This is a genomic window from Streptomyces sp. HNM0645 (assembly GCF_030056615.1).
GTDB lineage: Bacteria > Actinomycetota > Actinomycetes > Streptomycetales > Streptomycetaceae > Streptomyces > Streptomyces marianii.
Genome location: NZ_JASHLT010000001.1, coordinates 200,970 through 219,267, shown reverse-complemented (window position 1 = coordinate 219,267; position 18,298 = coordinate 200,970). Strand labels below are relative to the sequence as shown.

Sequence of the window (18,298 nt, the reverse complement as noted above, 5' to 3'; positions counted from 1 at the left end):
GGGGGGAAGGGCCTGCATGCTCGGGGGTGCCCGACGGTGCCTGCCCCGGGTCATCCGGTCACAAGGGGACGGATCGAGCGCGGCGTTCACATTCATGCACCACGTTCAGCGATGTGCATTAGGGTCGCGGCAGGTGGATCTCCGGTCGATGGTTTGGACCGGTCCCGCTGCGAGGGGCTGCCCGGAACGCCGGAGGTCCCTCGGGAATGCGTCCGCCCGAATGATCGTTGACCATGGCAGCAAGACACCGACCGACGTAAGGATCGACCGCTCGTGAGCAAGGTCCCCTCCATCACCCTCAACAACGGCGTCGCCATGCCGCAGCTCGGCTACGGCGTGTGGCAGGTGCCGGACGACGAGGCGGCGAAGGCCGTCGGCGCGGCCCTGGAGGCCGGTTACCGCAGCATCGACACGGCTGCCGTCTACGAGAACGAGAAGGGTACCGGCAAGGCCGTCGCGGCCTCCGGGATCCCCCGCGAGGAACTGTTCGTCACCACCAAGCTCTGGAACGCCGACCAGGGCCGCGACTCGACGCTCCGCGCCTTCGACGCCTCCCTCTCCCGGCTCGGCCTCGACTACGTGGACCTGTACCTGATCCACTGGCCGGTGCCGTCCAAGAACGCGTACGTGGACACGTACAAGGCGTTCGAGACCATCCTCGCCGAGGGCCGCGCCCGGGCCGTCGGTGTCTCCAACTTCCGTCCCGAGCACCTGGAACGGCTGCTCGGCGAGACCTCCGTCGTCCCGGCCGTGAACCAGATCGAGTTGCACCCGCAGTTCCAGCAGGCCGAGTCACGGGCCTTCCACGCCAAGCACGGCATCGCCACCGAAGCGTGGTCGCCGCTGGGCTCGGGCCGCGGACTGCTGGAGGTCCCCACGATCGTCGCGGTCGCCCAGAAGCACGGAAGAACCCCGGCGCAGGTCGTGCTCCGCTGGCATCTGCAGCTCGGGAACGTCGTGATCCCCAAGTCCGTGACGCCGTCGCGGATCCGGGAGAACATCGACGTCTTCGGCTTCGAGCTGGACGACGACGACCTCGCGGCGTTCGCCGCCCTCGACGAGGGCCGGCGCCTCGGACCCGACCCGGCGACGTTCAGCATGGGCGCCTGACGCACCGGCGCGCACCGGAGCCGGCGCGGCCGCCACGGAGGGGGCCGCGCCACGCCCGTTCCTCCGACGTCCAGGCAACGACCGTCAGGGCGGGGGGCGTCCCGGTGCCGTGGGAATGCCCGTCCGGCGCGTCCCGTCCGGCGCGTCCCGTCCGGCGCGCCCCGTTCGCCCGCGGGCATGGACGCGCGGCCACCCCGCGGGCCCGAACCCGCCACGGACGACCGGCATTCGTCACCTGCGGCCACCCAAATTCTGCTTATGCTTCTGCCGTGTTCGATTCCCGGTACATCAGGACTTTCCATGAGGTGGTCAGGACTGGCTCCTACTCGGCAGCTGCCCGTTCGCTCGGCTACACCCAGCCCGCGGTCAGCCAGCAGATGAAGGCGCTGGAGCGGGATATCGGCACCCCCCTGTTCACCCGGGTCGGGCGCGGCATCAGGCTCACCGAGGCCGGGGAGGCGCTGACCCGGCACGCCGGGACGATCCTCGACAGCCTCTCGGCGGCACAACAGCAGATCGACGCCATCGCCCGACTGCGCTCGGGACGCGTGCGGGTGTGCGCGTTCCCCAGCGCCTGTGCGACCCTCATCCCGGAGACCATGGCCGCCATCGCGGCCGAACACCCCGGCATCCGCATCGAGTTGACCGAGAGCGAGCCTCCTGAGTCCCTGCGGCTGGTGGCCCGCGGCGACTGCGACATCGCCCTGGCCTTCAGCTACCCCGGCCACACCGCCGAGGTCCCCGAGGAGCTGGCCGAAGTGCCGCTGCTGGAAGACCCTCTGACGGTGCTGCTGCCCACCGGCCACCCACTGGCCAGGCGGCGGGCCGTACGGCTGGCGGACCTCGCCTGCGAACGGTGGATAGCGGGCTGCCTGCGCTGTCGCGCCAACTTCCTGCACGCCTGCGCCGAGGAGGGGTTCGCACCCGACATCGCCTGCACCACGGACGACAACCTGGTGTTGCAGAGCCTCGTGGCGTCGGGTGTGGGCATCGCCGTGGTCCCGCAGCTCGTGCTCTCGTTCCTCTGCCACTCCAAGGTGACGGGAAGGATCGTGGAACCGCACACCCGCCGCCGGGTCGGCGCGTACGCGCTGCGGGAGCAACTGCGCATCCCCGCCACCGCGCTGGTGCTGGACCGTCTCGTCGCGGTGGCCGAGCGCAAGACCGGCTGCTGAGCCGCCGGGACGCCGCCCGGTGCCCGCCCCGCGGCCGGACCCCTTCTCTCCATCCATAAGCGGAAGTTGAGGACCCTGCAAGCGATCGCTCCTGGACGTCTCCGGACGGCCGGGCGGACGCTGCGGGCATGACGACTGCGAACCCGGCCACCGTCGCCCCTCCCGCCACGACCGCCCGGCTCCGCTCCCTGGTGACGGAGATACGGGAGACCGTGAACCGCGGCCTCCCTCCCGAACCCACGGCCTACATGGTGGCGGAGAGGCTACTGCCGCACCTCGGCCGGCCCGACCTCCTCACGGCGGAGCAGTGCGAGGGCGACCCGCGGCACTACCGCCAGCACGTGCTGCACGCCGAGCGCGACGGCAGCTTCTCCGTGGTCGCCCTGGTCTGGCTGCCCGGACAGTGCACGCCCGTCCACGACCATGTGTCGTGGTGCGTGACGGGGGTCCACCGGGGCGAGGAGCACGAGCGGCGCTACCGGCTGGTTCCGCACGGCACGAGCGCCCGGCTCGTCGCCACCGGGGATGTGGTCAACCCGGCCGGGACGGTCGCCGCGTTCGCCCCGCCCGGCGACATCCATCTCGTCCGCAACTCCGGGACGGGTCCGGCCCTTTCCCTGCATGTGTACGGCGCCGACATCGCCCGCCTCGGCACCAGCATTCGGCGCGTCTACGACCTGCCAGCCGACCGGTGACGGCCCTCACGGGCCCCCGCGCCCGGCGCGTCACCCCCCGGGAGCGGCCCACCGGGCCGGTGCCGGGGCTGGCGCTCGCCGCCGCCGGAGTGGCGGCGGCATGGCTGGCACACCGGGCCGTGCCCGCTCTGCCGATGCTCACCGCGGCCGTCGTCCTGGGCGCCGCCGCCGCACACACTCCGTGGCTGTCCACGCAGGTCCGTGGCCGCTGCCGTGGGGGCCTGACACTGGCCGCGAAACGCCTGATGCGCGCCGGGATCGTCCTGCTCGGGCTCAAGCTGGGCCTGGCGGACGTGCTGGGGCTGGGATGGGCGACGGTGGCGATGGTGCCGGCCGTGGTGGCTGCCAGCTTCTGCGGCACGTGGTGGCTCGGGCGGCGAATGGGGCTGCCGGGCGACCAGCCGCTGCTGATCGCCGCGGGCTACTCCATCTGCGGGGCCTCCGCGATCGGGGCTGTGGGCTCCGTGCACGACAGCGACGACGAGGACATGGTCACGTCCGTCGCGCTCGTGACGCTCTGTGGCACCCTCGCCATCGCCGTCCTGCCCCTGCTGCACGGACCGCTGGGACTCACCGACGCCGAGTTCGGGCGGTGGGTGGGTGCCGGCGTCCACGACGTGGGCCAGGTGGTGGCCACCGCCGGGACGGCCGGGCCGGCGGCGCTGGGCGAGGCCGTCCTGGTGAAACTCCTGCGGGTGGCACTGCTGGCCCCACTGGTCGCCGTGCTCGTCGTCGCGGCCCGCCACCGGGGCCGGGGCGGCCCCGGATCCGGGAGGCCGCCGCTCGTCCCGCTGTTCGTCGTGGGATTCCTCGCCATGGTGGCCCTGCGCAGCACCGGCCTGCTGCCCGCGCAGGTCCTGTCCACGGCCGCTGCGCTCCAGGAACTGCTGCTGGCCGCCGCGCTGTTCGGCCTCGGCAGCGCGGTGCATCTGCCGTCCCTGTCCCGCACCGGCCCGAGGGTCGCCCTGCTCGGGCTGACCGCCTGGGTGCTGATCGCGACGACGGCGTACGCGGGGGTGCTGCTCACCGCCTGACCCCGTGGCCGCTCCCGGAACGCCGCCGCGCCCCCGCCCCGGCCGGCGGCTCCGTGCGCCCCGGTGGGCCGGCCGCCCGGTACCGGAACCGCCCGGGTCCCTGCCCGCGCCGGTTCCGAAAGGGTCACCCGGTGCCCGGCCGCCCCCGTGCCCGTCCCCCGGCAGCTATCCGCGCCGGGCCGTGTGCACGGTGCGGGCCGCCAGCATGAAGCAGTCCGGGCGGCGCATCAGGCCCTCCTCGTCGTCCGCGTCCAGCAGCCGGTCCAGCACTGCGGCGTCGTCGGCGTCCAGCCGCCCCTCCAGGGCCTTGCGCTGCCACGAGAGGCCGGAGACCAACCCCTCGCGCACGGCGTCGGTCACCGGAGCCGGCAGGTCGAGGAGGAAGGAACGGGTCACGGCGGGCGTGAGCCCGGCGGCGGCGAGCAGGGCACGCCAGTTCTCGATTTCCGGCTTCGCGCCGGGCAGGGCGGCGCGCATGTCGGCGAACCAGGTGGCCGCGGCGGCCTCGATGCGGCTCTCCAGGCCGGGCCGTCCGATGCCGATGTCACGCGGCAGATGGCGTGCCGGCAGTCCGCCCTCGAGGAGCGCGAGCAGCCCGCCCGGCCGGAGCAGACCGGCGAGTCCGGTGAGGGCGGCACGCTGGTCGCCGACGTGGTGCAGGGAACCGCTCGCCCAGACGAGATCCGCCGGCCCCAGCTCGGCGATGCCGTCGGGGAGTTCGGCGACACTCGTGCCGAATCGGTCGCCGAGGCCGGCGCGGTCGGCGCGGGCCCGGGCCAGCTCGAGAAGGCCGGGGGTGGCGTCGACGGCGACCACCTCCGCCTGCGGGAAGACCTCGGCCAGCAGAACGCTGACCGCTCCGGGGCCGCTTCCGACGTCGAGGACGCGGCGCACCGAACCGGCGGGGAGCATGTCCCGTACCCAGTGTGCGACCTGCTCGTACAGCGGGAGGTTCAGTGCGGCCTCGCGTTCGAGCAGCGCGGCGAACTCCTCCCAGTCGATGTGCGTCGTGTCGTGGCCGTCGCCGTGGCCGTGGTGCGCGTGGCCGACGGGCCCGTGGCCGGCGGACCCGTGGCCGGCGGGGGTTTCGTGGTCGTGAGGGCTCATGGCGTCAGGGTGCGCGCGGAGGAGCCGCCCTGGCGAGTCTTCTTGCCATTTCGGCAAAACGGTGCGGGGATCGCGGCACCGGCGCGGGGGGCTTCTGTCTGTTCGGTCAAGGTCTGTGGGCTTGGTCAGGCTGTCTGTTCGTGTCCGGGTTGGCAGAGGGTGCGGTGCTCGAGCACGGCGTGCAGGACGTCGGCACGGACCGCGGGTGGACCGACGAGGCCCCGGCCGGTGTGCCCCGGGCGTGTGCCGACCGAGCGGAGTACCGCCGGCATCCGGCACGGGCCACGCGGCGCGCCCGTTGCCGCGGCGCCCACCGGGGCCGCGGCGAGGCGGTCGGGCGGCGGGCCCACCCGGCGAAGCACCCGGTCGGCGGGGGCGGCGACCCGGCCTGGGGCGGTCGGAGAGCGGTGCCCCGGGCTGAGCGGTCCGGGTGCGCGGCGCGCTCAGGGGTCGACGGCGCGGCGCAGGGCGATGACGCGATAGCGCGGCTCGGGGCGGTGTTCGTCCGGTGCGGGCAGCGCGCGGAGTTCGGCAGCGAGCTTCTCGGCGACCGGACCGCGGGCCGTCAGCCGGGAGGCGTACTCGCCCCGGAGCAACGCCTGGGCGGTGCGCCGGGGCGATCTGCCCTGGCCGTGCCCGGTGAAGCGGGTCTCCCCGGCCGGGGCGAGGCCGTGCGCCGCGCCGAACGCCTCGATCCGCTCGGCCCGGTCGTGCGGTGCGGCCGCCCGGTGCGGAGCGAGCACGGCCTCGATGTCGTCGCCGGGGCCGTGTGCCGCGTCCATGTCCACGGTGGTGACGAACACCCCGCCGGGGCGCAGTACCCGTGCGGCCTCCGCCACCACCGCCCGGGCGTCACGCACGAGATGCAGCAGCCACACCGAGCTGACCGCGTCCACGGACGCGTCGGGCAGCGGCAGCCGGCGCGCGTCCGCGAGGACGACGCGCGGGATCCGGCCGGCGGCGGCCCTGACCATGCCGGGCGCGGAGTCCGCGCCCAGCAGCCGCAGTCCGGGCCGGGCGAGCCGTTCGGTCACGAGGCCGGTGCCGCAGCCGACGTCGAGGAGCGACCGGGCCGGGTGGGGGACGAGGGAGAGCACGGCCGCGGCGGCCGCGGCCGCCCGGTGCACCCCGCCACGCACGGCGTCGTACAGGGCCGCCTCCACGTCGTGGTCGAGCAGCGCGTCGCGGCCGGCGCCGGGGGATCCGGCCGTGTCGCGCGGCTCGTCGTCGTGCAGCACGGTCAGCTCGCACCGTGACCGGGGGCGGCGCCCTCGACCCGATGGGCGAGCTCGAAGTCGCGTTCGGTGATCGCGCCACCGGCGGCGTGCGTGTTCACCGTGAGGTTGACCGTGTTGTACCCGAGGAGCAGATCGGAGTGGTGGTTCAGCTCCTCCTGGATCTGGGCGATGTGGACGACCAGCGCGGTGGCGGCGAAGTGACTGCCGAGCCGGTAGGTGCGGGCGATCCGGTCGCCTTCCTGGGACCAGCCTGGCAGTTCGCGCAGCCGGTCCTCGATCTCCTTCTGGGACAGCGGCTCTGTGGGCATGGGCGAGCTCCCTCCGGAAGTGTCTGTCGGCGACGTTACGGTTCCCTCATGACAACTGTCGCGCCCGACACGGGAGTAGGACCACTACTGCGCGGCTGGCGTGAGCGGCGCAGGCTGAGCCAGCTGGAGCTGGCGCTGCGTGCCGGTTCCTCCGCCCGTCACCTCAGCTTCGTCGAAACGGGCAGGTCGCGGCCCAGTGAGGGGATGGTCCTGCGGCTGGCGGAGCAGTTGGACGTGCCGGTGCGGGACCGGAACGCGCTGCTGCTGGCGGCCGGTTACGCGCCGCGGTTCGCGCAGACGCCGCTCGACGACCCGGCGATGGACTCCCTGCGGGCCGGCGTGGAGCGGCTGCTGCGGGGCTACGAACCGTATCCGGCACTCGTGGTCGACGGCACGTACACGGTCATGGCCGCGAACCGTGGCATCGCGATGCTGCTGGAGGGCCTACCGGAGCACCTGCTCGCGCCCCCGGTGAACGCGATGCGGATCACCCTGCACCCGGAGGGACTCGCCCCCCGGATCCGAAATCTGCGCGAGTGGCGCGGCCATCTGCTGGCCCGGATGGAACACCAGATCGCCCTGGTCCGCTCGCAGGCCCTGCGGGAGCTGTACGAGGAGGCCGCCGCGTATCCGCTCGTGGGAAGCGGCGCCGAGACCCCGGCGCGGGACAGGGCGGAGGACGGGGCCGGCGGGGAGTGCTCGCAGGACGGCGCGCCCCATGCGTACCTCGCGCTGCCACTGCGGATCGAGCACGACGGCAGGGTGCTGTCGTTCGTCTCGTCGATCTCGACGTTCAACACGCCGATGGACGTGACCGTCGCGGAGCTGGCCATCGAGACGCTGCTCCCGGCCGACCCCGCGACGGTGACGTACCTTCAGTCCCTCACGCCGTAGCCGTGGCGCGCAGCGCCGCCCACTGCAGGCCGGCGAAGCCGGCGACGGTCAGCGCCTGGGCCGGAGTCAGACGGCGCCCGCGGTCGTGGGCTCCAGCCAGAGCACGACCGCGCCGAGGCTGAGCAGCGCCCAGGCCGCGTTGACGTCGACGACGAGCTTGACTGCGGCTGCGGGCGGCTCCGGACGTGAGGCCAGGAAGCCGATGCCCGCGGCGACGGCGACGAGCAGGGCGCCCAGCTCCGCGAGAAGGGACCCGTCGATGCCGAGCAGCCGTCCGAGGGGGTCCGGGGCGGCGAGGTGGGCCGCTCCGTTGAGACCCGTGACGACGGCGTCGAGGGCGAGGAACCGGCGCAGCGTCCCCCCGCGGGTCGGCGGTGCGGGAGAGGCCGGCGAGCAGGGTTCGGGGCACGGCGGATCAGCCTCCGCCGAGGTCGTGGCAGAACGTCGGGTACGGGGCCCGGGAGGAGTGCGCCGCCCGGGACCCGGTGCCTTCACGATGCCGGGGCGGCGGTACGGGGTCGATTACCCCGGAGGTCATGGCGGGCGGCCGGCAGGGGGCCGGCGGGCCTGCTTCCCGCTACGGCACGGGGATGCGCCGCCTCACCGACCGGCTGCCGAGGACGGGGATCCGCCCGGGCCGGAGGGCGCTGATGCGCGCCGGCACGCGGTGACCGAACGGCGGACGGTCGACCGACGTCGCGGCGCCGGGAGCCGGGAGCCGGTCTGAGCCACCGCCCTTGACATCGGGGGCTCAGACCGGCGTCTGTTCCGCTTTCGCGGCGTTGATGGCCCGCACCACCCGCACGGGGTGCCGGGTGGACACGTACAGATAGCGGTACGGGAGGCCGGGGTCGGCGATCTCGACCCGGACCGCCGTGGGGATGTACGCGCGCAGGGCGAAACGGTCGTGCGGACCGGCGCGGAACGTGCGCCATTCCAACGCCTCGTCCTCGTCCAGGATCTCGGCCCAGCCGAGGCGTTCGACCCGTACGGCCAGGCCGTCGGTGATGAGCACGCCGTCCTGGACGCGCAGGCGGGCGGCGCCGTACGCGAGGAGGCACGCGGCCAGGAGCACGGCAGTGACCGAGGCGGCGCCCAGCGCGGGGCCGGTGCCGAGGGGGGCCACGGCCAGTGCGACAGCGCCGCAGGCCGCGCCCGCCAGCAGCCACCAGCGCACCGGTACGGCGAGGCGCTCCTGATAGGCGGTCATGCGGCCGATGGTGCCATGCCCGCGTCGGCTCGGCGCGCCGGGCACGGCCGCGCCCGGGTGGCCGGGACGGCCGGGTGCGCCGACGGGCCCCGGAGCCGGGCGCGGGGCGGGTGCGCCCGCGTGCCCGGCCGCGGCGGGGTCAGTGGGCGTCGTGCGGCCCGGCGTCACGGCCCCTGGATTCGGACGGCTCGGGGGGTTCGGGTTCTCGTTCGGCCGCTCCGTGGGTCTGGTGGTCGTCCGGACCGGTGCGGACGACCTCGGCGCGGATGAGGGCGTTCACGGCGGCGAGGGGGTCGATGGGCACGGCTGTCTCCTTGCGCTTCACGAGGTGCTCGGATGGCGGATGAAGGTGGACGTCCCTACGGGAGACGGCACGACGAGACGCCGGTCCCGTACCGGTCCTCAGCAGCGCAGGACCACGGACCTCGTGGCCGGGGGCGGGGGCGGAGCCGCGGAGACGGCGACTCCGCGGGGATACGGGCCGGGGGCCCCGTCGCCTGCCGTCCCGTCCCCGGTCGGCGCGCAGGCCCGTGCGGTCCGCCCCTCCGCCCGCGCGGGCGGTGGCTGTTCCGTGACGGAGGTGTCCTGCGGTGCCTCTCCCGCCGGGTCGGCGGGTACGGAGGCCGGCGGGCGATCGGCGCCGGGCGGGGTGACGGCCGTGGCGCCCGCCCTGGTCCCCAGTACGGCGACGAGCGCCATCAGGACGGCGAGCACGACACGGTCGGCACAGCGCACGGGTCGGTTCACGGGCACAACCTCCTGGACATGCCAGCTGTGCCCCCGAACCGGCCCCGCCGCGCCGTCCGTGCCCGGAATCCGCTCTATCGGACCTGCCGGACTACGCCCGACCGGCCGAATCCTCGGCGTCCGGCACCGTCCGGCGGTTCCCTGCCGACATCCACGCGTACACGGCCACTCCGGCGAACCCAGGAACAGCGTGCCCTGGTGGACGGCGGCGTCACCGGAACCCGCGACGAGCCGGCGGGAGAGGCGGCGGCGACCGCGGCGAACTCCGTCGCGGACGGCCGCGAACAGGGTCCAACCGTCGAGCTTCCCTCCGTGCAGACCCGAACGTGTTCCGGGACGGTTCGGCACCCCGCCGGATCAATCGGATTCGTCCTGCGGCACCGGACCGGTCACGGGAAACGCTTCGTCCGGGCCCCCCGCGACCGGCGATCCTCCTGGGGCCCCGGCGGCGACTGCCGGCGAGGGGCCTCCGCAGGGCCCGGCGACTCCTGCGAACGCCGATCCCCTGCGGGCCCCGGCGGTACCCGAGGGTCGGGATCCTCCGCGTGCCCCAGCGGCACCTGCGGTCCGAACGGCCCGCCCCGGCACTCGTCCAGCCACCGCTGCAGCACTGTGTGCACCTGTTCCGCCCCGGCCGGCTCGCCCCCGTCCGGGACGGGTTCCGACAGTTCGAGCGGGGAGAGGAGGAAGGGGTGGGACTGCTCTCCGCCGAGGCCGCCGTGCGAACCGATCTGCGGCTCGAAGGCGTGCACCCGGCCCGTCGCCGGGTCGTACATCGAGTTCACCATGATGTCGGCGGCGTGCGGGAACGAGTCGGTGCGGCGGACGGCGTCGGCGGCCCCCGGCCCGAACACGGCGAGCGGGCCGGAACCGTCGAGTCCGGCGACGGGCAGTTCGACCGTGCCCGCGCCGTCCCGGGCGAGCACGACGGAGCCGTGCCGCTCACTGCGCACCAGGAGGAAGCCGATGCCGGGGTGCCCGGCGAGGGTGTGCAGGAGCGCCGGGTGGCGGCGGTCGATCTCCTCCCGGACGGCCCGGCCAGGAAGGTCCGGGAAGGAGATCAGGCCCAGGTTCCCCGAGGCGAGGACGATCGGATCCGGACCGGCCGCGGGCCGCTCCCCCGCCGCGTCCTCGCCCGTCGGCCGGTGCAGCGCGCCGAACAGCGCGTGCCGGGCCGCGTCCCTCGCCTCCGCGCCGCTCCTGGTGCGTCCCGCGCGACGGGACACGGGCAGCCCGCAGCCGGCCCGGACGAGGTCCTTCAGGGTCAGCCCGTAGACACCCTCGAAGGTCTCGCCGGGGCTCTGGCCGTGGTCGGACAGCAGCACGATCCGGTAGGTGCGGGGCGCGTGGTCGGCAACCTTGGCGATCAGGGCGACGGCACGGTCGATCCGCTCGAGGACCTTGGCGGCGTCACGGCTGTGCGGTCCGGAGTGGTGGGCCACCTCGTCGTACGCGACGAGGTCGGCGTAGACGGCGGTGCGCCCGGCGAGCATGTCGCCCATCACGGCGGCGACCACCACGTCCCGTTCGACGACGGTCGCGAAGGCCCGGATGAAGGGGTAGAGCCCGCCGCGGCCGGTGCGCGGCCGGTCGCCCCGTATACGTGAGCGAACGGACTGCCCGATCTCGCGGCCCACCTCCGCCAAGAACGACACCGCGGTCCGCACGGCGTTGGCGGGATCCGAGAAGTAGGCGAAGTAGCCGGCCCGGGAGCGGTTGGCGCGACCGCGGCGGGCCGTCACCGACAGGACCAGCGCGAGCTGGTCGGCGCCGCCGGTGAAGAGGTTCCCGCGGCTGGCGCCGTCGAGGCTGAGCAGCCCGGCGTCCCCGGTCCGCAGGAAGGCGCGGCGCTGGAGTTCGGCGGCGCTCGCGGGCCGGTTGCTGACCATGATCCGGCCGGTGTCCTTCTCGTACCAGCGGAAGCCGGGCACGTCGTGGTTCGAGCCGTGCAGGATGCCGAGCTGACTGGCGCCCGTCTGGCTGGACCAGTCGGTGCGCCAGCGGGTGAGCCGGTGCGAGGTGTCGAGCCATCGCGCGACGGTGGGCATCAGCCCGTCCTTCACGGCCTGGACGAGCACGGCGTGGCCGACGCCGTCGAGTTGCAGGAACACCGTCCCGGGGGGCGCGTCGCCGCCGTCCGCCGGGCCGCCGCGTCTGCGGCGCCGGCGGGTGGCGAGGCGGGACAGCCGCCGGCGGTAGGCGTTGTCGTCGCGGACGGCCAGGGCGGTGGAGGTGGCCGAGGCGACGGCCGACATGACGGCGGCGACCACCACGGCGGTCTCGGGCGCGGCGGCGCCGCCCCCGTCGGGGATCAGCCTCAGGGCGAGCAGCAGCAGCGAACCGTTCAGGAAGAACACCAGCAGTCCCAGTACCAGCGCGGGCACCAGCAGGAAGGCGCGTACGACCAGCGGCCAGACCAGCGCGCTGAGCAGGCCGAACGCGCCCGCGCCCCAGGCCGCGGTGACGGCCGTCCTCGTGATGCTCTCGCCGTCGTCGGACCGTAGCTGGAAGTCGGGCAGGATCCCGGCGAGCGCGAGCAGCGTCAGGGTGGACACCGCCCACACCACGATCACCCGGAGCAGCGCTCCGCCGGCTGTCCGCCACCGCCCCTCACCGATCCGCGGTCCGCCCACCCGCGCCACCGCCCTCTCGACTCGCCTGCGTCCAGCCTGTCACGCGGCCCGGCAGTCCGGATTCCGCACCCCCGATCCCCCGATTCCCGGCGAGCGGCCGGGCCGGTACCGCCCGGGGCCCGGGCGGCGAGAACCGGCAGTGGCCCGGCACGGGGACGGCGCGTCGGCTCGGGTCGCGGGCCGGCCGGAGTCGGGACCGCGGACCGGGGCGGGACCGCGGACCGGGAGCCCGAAGGCCCGGGCCCGCGGCCGGGATCCGCGAGCCGGGACGGGGACGGGAGCGGAACCGGTACGCACCGGACCGCGAGCCGGAACGGAGCGGGACGCGCGGACCGCACCGCCGAACCGGCGGCGGACCGGGCCCTGGCCCGGGAGCGGGCCGCCCGGGCGCGGCCCGGTCAGCAACCGTTGTAGCCCGCGGTCGGCATCGAGAGCCGGCGGTGGACGCTCGCCTTCATGGCGGAGTCGTACGCGGGCTCGTCCAGACCGGCCGTGGCCAGCCGGACACCGCGGCGCCGGCATTCGGCGGAGAACTCGGGGACGGAGGTCAGGGCACGCGCCAGGACACGCTCGTTCGGGGCGACGAAGAGGTCGACGAGGCCGGCCTCGACATCGGCCCAGAGGCCGCAGTGGTCGGGTCGCAGACCGTAGAAGAGGAGCTCGCGAGCGACCACGTACCCCTTGGCCGCCGCCCAGCGGGCGCACATCGCGTGCTGGCTGCGGGTGTCGACGAGGAAGGGGTCGACGTCGAGCTCCTCCAGCGGGGTCAGGCTCGCGATGGCCGCGACCCGCACGCCGTCCCCTGCGCCTGTCATGGACCTTCCCCCTGCGTCGGCTGCCGTGGCCCGACCCTACTCGGCCAGGCCCGCGCGGGGGAGGCGCACTTCGGGGCGCGCGGGAGACCGCCGGGCCCCCGAGCGCCTACGCTCGTACCGGAGACGATGGCCGGCCCGCCGAGGTGCGGACGGGGCCGGGTCGCCGGCGAGGAGGCGGTGCGTGGCGGTCGAGGTCACCTGGTGGGGTCACGCCAGCTGCACGGTCGAGGACTCGGGGGTCCGGGTGCTCACCGATCCGCTGTTCGTCGGCAGGCTCGCGCATCTGCGCCGGCGGCGGGGCCAACTGCCGCCGCCCGAGGCCGCCGTCGCCGACGCCGTGGTCGTCTCCCACCTGCACTCCGACCATCTGCACCTGCCCTCACTGGCCCGGCTCGCCCCCGGCACCCGGCTGATCGTGCCCCGCGGCGCCCCACGGGCCGTCCCGGGACTGCGCAGACTGGACGGTCTGCGGATCGTGGAGGTCGCACCGGGCGACGAGGTGGCCGTGGCGGACGTGCGCGTACGAGCCGTGCCGGCCGCGCACGACGGGCGGCGGCTGCCGGTGGGACCGCACAGCTCCCCCGCGCTGGGCTTCGTCGTCCACGGCACCGCGCGCACCTACTTCGCCGGGGACACCGGCCTGTTCGACGGCATGGCGGCCGCGGTCGGTCCGGTGGACGTGGCGCTGCTGCCGGTCGGCGGCTGGGGGCCGTTCCTGGGGCACGGCCACCTGGACCCGGACCGCGCGGCCCGCGCGCTCGCCGCGCTCGCGCCCCGCTCCGCGGTGCCCGTGCACTACGGCACGTACTGGCCGATCGGGATGGACGCAGTCAGACCGCACGAGTTCCACTCCCCGGGTGACGAGTTCGTCCGCAAGGCGGCACGCCTGGCGCCGGAGGTGGCGGTGCACCGGCTGGGGCACTGCGAGAGCGTCCGGCCGGAGGTCTCCCGGTGACGCTCCAGGACGTGGTCGGGCAGCTGCCACCGGAGTCGACCCAGCAGGCCGTCGGCTATCCGACGCTGTTCCTGCTGGTGGCGCTGGGCGCCTTGGTACCGGTGGTGCCGACGGGGGCGGTGGTGAGCACGGCCGCGGTGGTGGCGCTCCATCAGACCGCGCCGCTCTCGGTGTTCTTCGTGTTCGTGGTCGCCGCGTCGGCTGCGTTCCTCGGGGACATCACGCTGTACTGGCTCGGCCGGCGCGGCGTCGGGTCGAGGAACGGCTCGAAATGGCTGGAGGCGCTGCGGGCGCGGGCGGCCCCGGACCGGCTGGAGCAGGCACAGCGCAGACTCGACGACCACAGCTCGACCGTGCTCGTCGTGTCCCGGCTAGTACCCGCCGGACGGATTCCGGTGATGCTCGCGTGCCTGATGTCGAGGATGCCGCCGGCCCGCTTCGCCCGCGGCGACGCGCCCGCCTGTCTGGCGTGGGCCGCCACGTACGGGGTGATCGGGATCCTCGGCGGCTCGCTGTTCGACGAGCCCTGGGAGGGCGTGCTGGCCGCCGTGGGGCTGACGCTGCTGCTGAGCGGGGTGCCCGCGCTGTGGCGACGTCTGCGGCGGCGACCGCGACCGCCGTCAGGCGGTCAGCACGCGTGAGCCGCCGACGGGCAGGTCCCACAGCTGCTCACGGGGCCGGCCCGTGTGCTTCCAGGCGGTCAGCAGCCGGCGGAGGGGCTCCATCACCGGCTCGGACGAGAGCACGAAGGTGGCCCAGTGCATCGGCGCCATGTTGCGGGCGCCGAGGTCCTCGAACGCCTGGACCGCCTCCTCCGGGTCGGTGTGCACCGAGCTGAGCCACCAGCGCGGCGCGTAGGCACCGATCGGCAGCATCGCCAGGTCGATGTCCGGGTGGCGGCGGCCGATCTCCTTGAACCAGTGGCCGTATCCGGTGTCGCCCGAGAAGTACACCTGGCGGCCGCGCTGGTCGGTGAGGATCCAGCCGCCCCAGAGCGAGCGGCAGGTGTCCGTGAGTGTGCGCTTTGACCAGTGGTGCGCGGGCACGAACTCGAACCGGACCGACCCGACCCCGCTGCCGGCGGGCAGTTCCGCCGTCTCCCACCAGTCGAGTTCGGTGACGCGGGTGAAGCGCCTGCGCCGGAACCAGCCGCCGAGCCCCGCCGGCACGAACATCGGGGTGCGCCTCGGCAGCCGGGCGATGGTGGGCGCGTCCAGGTGGTCGTAGTGGTTGTGGCTGATGACGACGGCGTCGACGGCCGGCAGGTCCTCCCAGCGGACGCCGACGGGAGTGAGCCTGGCCGGTGTGCCGAGGATCCTGCGGGACCAGACGGGGTCCGTGAGCACCGTGAGTTCACCGATCGCGACGACCCAGCTCGCGTGGCCCGCCCAGGTGACGGCGACGGTGCCCGGTTCGGCCTCCGGCAGGGCACCGGGGGCGAAGGGCAGCTGGGGAATGTCCTTGAGTCCGGCCGCCGCAGGCCGCAGCGCGCCCTCCCTCGCCAGCCGCGCCATGGCCCGCACCCCGGGCAGCGGCGCGGTGAGCCGGTCGGCGAAGGACCGCGGCCACCGCCGGACGAGCCCCAGCGGCCGCAGCCCGGTCACGGCCGCCGTTCCGGGCCCGGCCTCGTCGTTCCCGGGCCGGGGCCCCGGCTCGCCCGCCGGCCCGAGCTGCGACTCCGCCGGGGCGGCCGCGCCGGTCCCGGCGTAGGAACCGCCTCCCGAAGCGGGGCGATCCGCGTGCGCGGCCGGGTGGGCGGTGGACCCACCGCTCCCGCCGCCCGCACGCGCCACCGCGGCGGCCGGGCACCGGTCCTCCGGGTCCGCTCCGGCCTGCGCGTCGTCCGTCGCGCGGGTGGGGGTCGTCCCGGACCGGTGGGCACGGGCCAGGGCCGGGGCGCTTCCCGTGGTGCGGCGGGTGGGGGCCGCCGGGGAGGTGGGGGGCGGCTGCTCCGTCTGTTCCGTCATCTGCGGCTCCGTTCATCGCGGGTGGGGGCTCGCGGGTCGCGGTCCCCGGGATCTGCGTCATCGCAGATCCCGGAAGGCCGATCCGAGGGACTTCAGCGCCTTGGCGACATGCGGCAGTGCGAGGGGGTCGTCGGACTCGAGGGCTTCGAGGCGTTCTTCCGGGCTCGTGCCCAGGAAGGGGCCGGTGTCGACACGGGCGCGCAGTGCGCCGAGCTCGTCGCCGAAGCGGTGACCGCCGGGGACCGGTGTGTGCAGGCGTTCGCTGAGGTAGTCCTCCAGCTCCATCGAGTCGGTGACGCCGAGACCGGCGAGCCGGGCGCGCAACGGGCCGAGGTCCACGTAGAGATGGCGGCCCGCCTGGGGCGGCCCGGCGAGCGCGCCGGAGGTGAGGACCAGATGGTGGACCGCGTCGGCGACGGCGGCGTGCAGGGCGTTCGCCCGGGCGCGCCGGGCGGTGACCGGTCCCGGCTCCTCCAGCGCGTGTGCGGCGGCCGCCGCCACCGGACCGGCGACGAAACCCCCGAGGGCCGTGAGGATGTCGAGCACCCGGGCCCGCCGCCCGGCGGCGGGCCCCGTCGTCGGGAACCGGGCCACGGCGACGGGCCACGCGGGCGGGAGCAGGGCACCCGACAGATCGCTGATGACGGTCACGTCGTCCGGGCACATCTCGGCGGGGCTGAGCAGGGGGCGGTCGAGCGGCTCGTGCACCGTGTCGCGCCAGGTCTCGTCGCTGATGATGTGCAGCCCTTCGTCGACGGCGGCCTCACAGGCCTCGCGGACGAGTTCGGGCGGGGCCACGGTGGCGGTGGGGTCGTCCGCGACGGACAGCAGCATCACGTGCGGGCTGCCGCCCTCCGCCCGGATCCTTCGCACGGTCTCCAGCAGGGCGTACGGATCGGGCACGCCGCCGCTCTCCGCGGACGTGGGCACGTGGAACGCGGGCCGGCCCAGGAGCCGGGCCTGCGGTGTCCACCACGCGGGGCAGGGCCGCGGCATGAGGACGTCGCCGCCGTGCGCGGCGAGCAGCGCGAGCAGCAGGGGCTGGGCGCCGGGCGCGGCGGCGATGTCCTCGGGACGGCTGCGCAGTCCGCGCCGCCACCAGTAGCCGGCGGCGGACTCGCGCAGGATCGGCCCCCCGCCCGGCGGTTCCGGGGAGGTGCGTCCGGCGGCGGACGCGAGCACGCCGGCGAGTTCGGGCAGCACGGGCAGGCCCGGGTCCGGGGCGGGCGGTCCGTAGCGGACCGGGCCGCGGCCTTCCGGATCCGTCAGCCGCATGCGCCCACCTCCCTCCGTCGCCATTGCCCGGGATTCGGCTGCCCGGCCACGAGCCCTTTATACGGAGGTTCGGGCCCGCCCGCCGCTCCGGGCGGACCGTTCGGAAGTCCTCGGGCTCGGCGCCGTCCGGGACCGCGGCCGTGCGCGCCGCCGGCGCGTGGCCCGCTCAGGACTGGGTCACGGGATGGCGGACGACTGCGTCGAACAGGCGGCCCCCGGTGTTGTGGACGCTGCGGACCCGCTGGGCGTTGCCGGCTGCGTCCGTCCTACGGGCCGTCAGCACCACGTCTCCGGTGCGGCCCGGGCGCCAGGACGCCACCCAGCGCGCCCAGCAGTTGCGGCGTGGGGTGTCCCGCAGGCCGGCGGGCCGACACCGGGCATCTCGACGCGGCGCACGGGCACACCACCGTGCCGGTCCCCCGTGCACCGGGCCGCCGGTTCACGGAACCGGCGTCAGGGACGGCGCCCCAGCAGGCACAGCAGCTCCGTCTGCCGGTCCGCGCCCTCCGGCGGTTCCACGGCAGGCGCGAACAGGCCGCTTCCGGACAGTTCGGCGGCGTACGGCGCGACTTCCTCCGCGGCGAAGCCGACCAGTGAGTCCGGGAGGGTGTCGTCCGCGCCGATGGCCCGCGAGAGGTCCCACGCGTGCACGATCACGTCGGCCGTCATCTGCGAGCAGTAGGCGGCGACCGTGGTGTCGCCGTACGACAGACCGACGCCCCGGTCCAGGGCTCCCGGTTCACGGAAGGCAGCCTTGGCCGCGGAGGCGGCCCGGTCCCAGGTGACGGCGGGATGCCCGCCGAGCACGTCGCCGTCGTAGGCGTCGCCGACGTCGGAGACCGAACGGCCCTCGCCGACGAGGGGCGGTACCCACAGCTGCTCGGCGGTCACATGGTTGACGAGGTCCCGCACGGACCAGCCGGTGCAGGGGGTCGGGGCGTCCCACTGCTCCGGGCGGACGGCGTGCACCCGGTCCGTGAAGAGCGCGAGGGCCTCGGCGTGCCGGTCCAGCAGGCGAGTGTCCATGGGGTCCACTGTGCTCCGGCCGTCCGGCTCCCGCGAGCGCTCACCGCGCTGCCGGGCCTCGGGACGCCGGGCCGTCGCCGGGGCGGTGGACCGTCGCCGGGGCGGTGGG

The 18,298-nt window shown here is 75.1% G+C and carries 19 protein-coding genes; 7 read left to right on the top strand and 12 right to left on the bottom strand.

The window, feature by feature from the left end:
* Nucleotides 1-273 precede the first annotated feature (273 nt).
* The 4 genes from QMZ92_RS00975 (at nucleotide 274) to QMZ92_RS00960 (ending at nucleotide 4,014) form a co-directional block, all read left to right on the top strand.
* The gene (locus tag QMZ92_RS00975) at nucleotides 274-1,110 is read left to right on the top strand and encodes an aldo/keto reductase (protein ID WP_283295277.1); all 837 of its coding nucleotides are present in this window, start codon (nucleotides 274-276) and stop codon (nucleotides 1,108-1,110) included.
* A gap of 269 nt (nucleotides 1,111-1,379) precedes the next feature.
* Entirely contained in the window at nucleotides 1,380-2,285 is a 906-nt protein-coding gene (locus QMZ92_RS00970; protein ID WP_283295276.1) for a LysR family transcriptional regulator, read from the top strand.
* Between the two features lie 128 nt (nucleotides 2,286-2,413).
* Nucleotides 2,414-2,980, top strand: a complete 567-nt coding sequence (locus tag QMZ92_RS00965; RefSeq protein WP_283295275.1) for a cysteine dioxygenase family protein — start codon at nucleotides 2,414-2,416, stop codon at nucleotides 2,978-2,980.
* A complete protein-coding gene (locus QMZ92_RS00960; protein ID WP_283295274.1) occupies nucleotides 2,977-4,014 on the top strand; it encodes a YeiH family protein in 1,038 nt (345 codons plus the stop codon). The genes QMZ92_RS00965 and QMZ92_RS00960 overlap by 4 nt, the downstream gene beginning before the upstream one ends.
* 165 nt (nucleotides 4,015-4,179) lie before the next feature.
* Here QMZ92_RS00960 and QMZ92_RS00955 read toward each other — a convergent pair whose 3' ends face one another.
* The 3 genes from QMZ92_RS00955 to QMZ92_RS00945 all read right to left on the bottom strand — a co-directional run bounded on the left by QMZ92_RS00955 (nucleotide 4,180) and on the right by QMZ92_RS00945 (nucleotide 6,667).
* Nucleotides 4,180-5,121: a class I SAM-dependent methyltransferase gene (locus tag QMZ92_RS00955; RefSeq protein WP_283295273.1), complete on the bottom strand. Its 942-nt coding sequence runs from the start codon at nucleotides 5,119-5,121 to the stop codon at nucleotides 4,180-4,182.
* A 443-nt stretch (nucleotides 5,122-5,564) separates the two neighbouring features.
* Nucleotides 5,565-6,299, bottom strand: coding sequence for a class I SAM-dependent methyltransferase (locus tag QMZ92_RS00950; protein WP_283295319.1), 735 nt, complete (start codon nucleotides 6,297-6,299; stop codon nucleotides 5,565-5,567).
* 62 nt (nucleotides 6,300-6,361) lie between these two features.
* Nucleotides 6,362-6,667 (bottom strand): 4a-hydroxytetrahydrobiopterin dehydratase, encoded by a 306-nt coding sequence (locus QMZ92_RS00945; RefSeq protein WP_283295272.1) that lies wholly within the window; start codon nucleotides 6,665-6,667, stop codon nucleotides 6,362-6,364.
* A 48-nt stretch (nucleotides 6,668-6,715) separates the two neighbouring features.
* Between QMZ92_RS00945 and QMZ92_RS00940 the strand changes: the two genes are divergently transcribed.
* Complete coding sequence (locus QMZ92_RS00940; RefSeq protein WP_283295271.1) at nucleotides 6,716-7,561, top strand: helix-turn-helix domain-containing protein; 846 nt, start codon at nucleotides 6,716-6,718, stop codon at nucleotides 7,559-7,561.
* A gap of 66 nt (nucleotides 7,562-7,627) precedes the next feature.
* Here QMZ92_RS00940 and QMZ92_RS00935 read toward each other — a convergent pair whose 3' ends face one another.
* The 6 genes from QMZ92_RS00935 to QMZ92_RS00910 form a co-directional block, all read right to left on the bottom strand.
* The gene (locus QMZ92_RS00935) at nucleotides 7,628-8,056 is read right to left on the bottom strand and encodes a hypothetical protein (RefSeq protein ID WP_349307695.1); all 429 of its coding nucleotides are present in this window, start codon (nucleotides 8,054-8,056) and stop codon (nucleotides 7,628-7,630) included.
* 256 nt (nucleotides 8,057-8,312) lie between these two features.
* The gene (locus QMZ92_RS00930) at nucleotides 8,313-8,771 is read right to left on the bottom strand and encodes a DUF3093 family protein (RefSeq protein WP_283295270.1); all 459 of its coding nucleotides are present in this window, start codon (nucleotides 8,769-8,771) and stop codon (nucleotides 8,313-8,315) included.
* A 139-nt stretch (nucleotides 8,772-8,910) separates the two neighbouring features.
* Nucleotides 8,911-9,075: a hypothetical protein gene (locus tag QMZ92_RS00925; protein ID WP_283295269.1), complete on the bottom strand. Its 165-nt coding sequence runs from the start codon at nucleotides 9,073-9,075 to the stop codon at nucleotides 8,911-8,913.
* Nucleotides 9,076-9,173: 98 nt separating this feature from the next.
* Nucleotides 9,174-9,518: a hypothetical protein gene (locus QMZ92_RS00920; RefSeq protein WP_283295268.1), complete on the bottom strand. Its 345-nt coding sequence runs from the start codon at nucleotides 9,516-9,518 to the stop codon at nucleotides 9,174-9,176.
* A gap of 389 nt (nucleotides 9,519-9,907) precedes the next feature.
* Nucleotides 9,908-12,136, bottom strand: a complete 2,229-nt coding sequence (locus tag QMZ92_RS00915) for a phage holin family protein (RefSeq protein ID WP_283295318.1) — start codon at nucleotides 12,134-12,136, stop codon at nucleotides 9,908-9,910.
* A 413-nt stretch (nucleotides 12,137-12,549) separates the two neighbouring features.
* On the bottom strand, nucleotides 12,550-12,966 hold the full coding sequence (locus QMZ92_RS00910; protein WP_283295267.1) for a recombinase family protein: 417 nt from the start codon (nucleotides 12,964-12,966) through the stop codon (nucleotides 12,550-12,552).
* 181 nt (nucleotides 12,967-13,147) lie between these two features.
* Between QMZ92_RS00910 and QMZ92_RS00905 the strand changes: the two genes are divergently transcribed.
* Together QMZ92_RS00905 and QMZ92_RS00900 are read left to right on the top strand one after the other, a co-directional pair.
* Entirely contained in the window at nucleotides 13,148-13,921 is a 774-nt protein-coding gene (locus QMZ92_RS00905; RefSeq protein ID WP_283295266.1) for an MBL fold metallo-hydrolase, read from the top strand.
* Entirely contained in the window at nucleotides 13,918-14,562 is a 645-nt protein-coding gene (locus QMZ92_RS00900; RefSeq protein ID WP_283295265.1) for a DedA family protein, read from the top strand. The genes QMZ92_RS00905 and QMZ92_RS00900 overlap by 4 nt, the downstream gene beginning before the upstream one ends.
* Here QMZ92_RS00900 and QMZ92_RS00895 read toward each other — a convergent pair.
* From QMZ92_RS00895 to QMZ92_RS00885, 3 genes are all read right to left on the bottom strand, one after another.
* Nucleotides 14,542-15,525, bottom strand: coding sequence for an MBL fold metallo-hydrolase (locus tag QMZ92_RS00895; protein ID WP_349307697.1), 984 nt, complete (start codon nucleotides 15,523-15,525; stop codon nucleotides 14,542-14,544). The genes QMZ92_RS00900 and QMZ92_RS00895 overlap by 21 nt on opposite strands.
* 420 nt (nucleotides 15,526-15,945) lie before the next feature.
* The gene (locus QMZ92_RS00890; RefSeq protein ID WP_283295263.1) at nucleotides 15,946-17,163 is read right to left on the bottom strand and encodes an aminotransferase class I/II-fold pyridoxal phosphate-dependent enzyme; all 1,218 of its coding nucleotides are present in this window, start codon (nucleotides 17,161-17,163) and stop codon (nucleotides 15,946-15,948) included.
* A 453-nt stretch (nucleotides 17,164-17,616) separates the two neighbouring features.
* Complete coding sequence (locus QMZ92_RS00885) at nucleotides 17,617-18,189, bottom strand: TIGR03086 family metal-binding protein (RefSeq protein ID WP_283295262.1); 573 nt, start codon at nucleotides 18,187-18,189, stop codon at nucleotides 17,617-17,619.
* Between the last annotated feature and the right edge of the window lie 109 nt (nucleotides 18,190-18,298).

What these genes read in the sequence shown, in the direction of transcription:
- QMZ92_RS00940 (WP_283295271.1), top strand. Translation starts at nt 6,716, where the DNA reads ATGACAACTGTCGCGCCCGACACGGGAGTAGGACCACTACTGCGCGGC.
- QMZ92_RS00885 (WP_283295262.1), bottom strand. Translation starts at nt 18,189, where the DNA reads ATGGACACTCGCCTGCTGGACCGGCACGCCGAGGCCCTCGCGCTCTTC.
- QMZ92_RS00890 (WP_283295263.1), bottom strand. Translation starts at nt 17,163, where the DNA reads ATGCGGCTGACGGATCCGGAAGGCCGCGGCCCGGTCCGCTACGGACCG.
- QMZ92_RS00930 (WP_283295270.1), bottom strand. Translation starts at nt 8,771, where the DNA reads ATGACCGCCTATCAGGAGCGCCTCGCCGTACCGGTGCGCTGGTGGCTG.
- QMZ92_RS00955 (WP_283295273.1), bottom strand. Translation starts at nt 5,121, where the DNA reads ATGAGCCCTCACGACCACGAAACCCCCGCCGGCCACGGGTCCGCCGGC.
- QMZ92_RS00945 (WP_283295272.1), bottom strand. Translation starts at nt 6,667, where the DNA reads ATGCCCACAGAGCCGCTGTCCCAGAAGGAGATCGAGGACCGGCTGCGC.
- QMZ92_RS00910 (WP_283295267.1), bottom strand. Translation starts at nt 12,966, where the DNA reads ATGACAGGCGCAGGGGACGGCGTGCGGGTCGCGGCCATCGCGAGCCTG.
- QMZ92_RS00965 (WP_283295275.1), top strand. Translation starts at nt 2,414, where the DNA reads ATGACGACTGCGAACCCGGCCACCGTCGCCCCTCCCGCCACGACCGCC.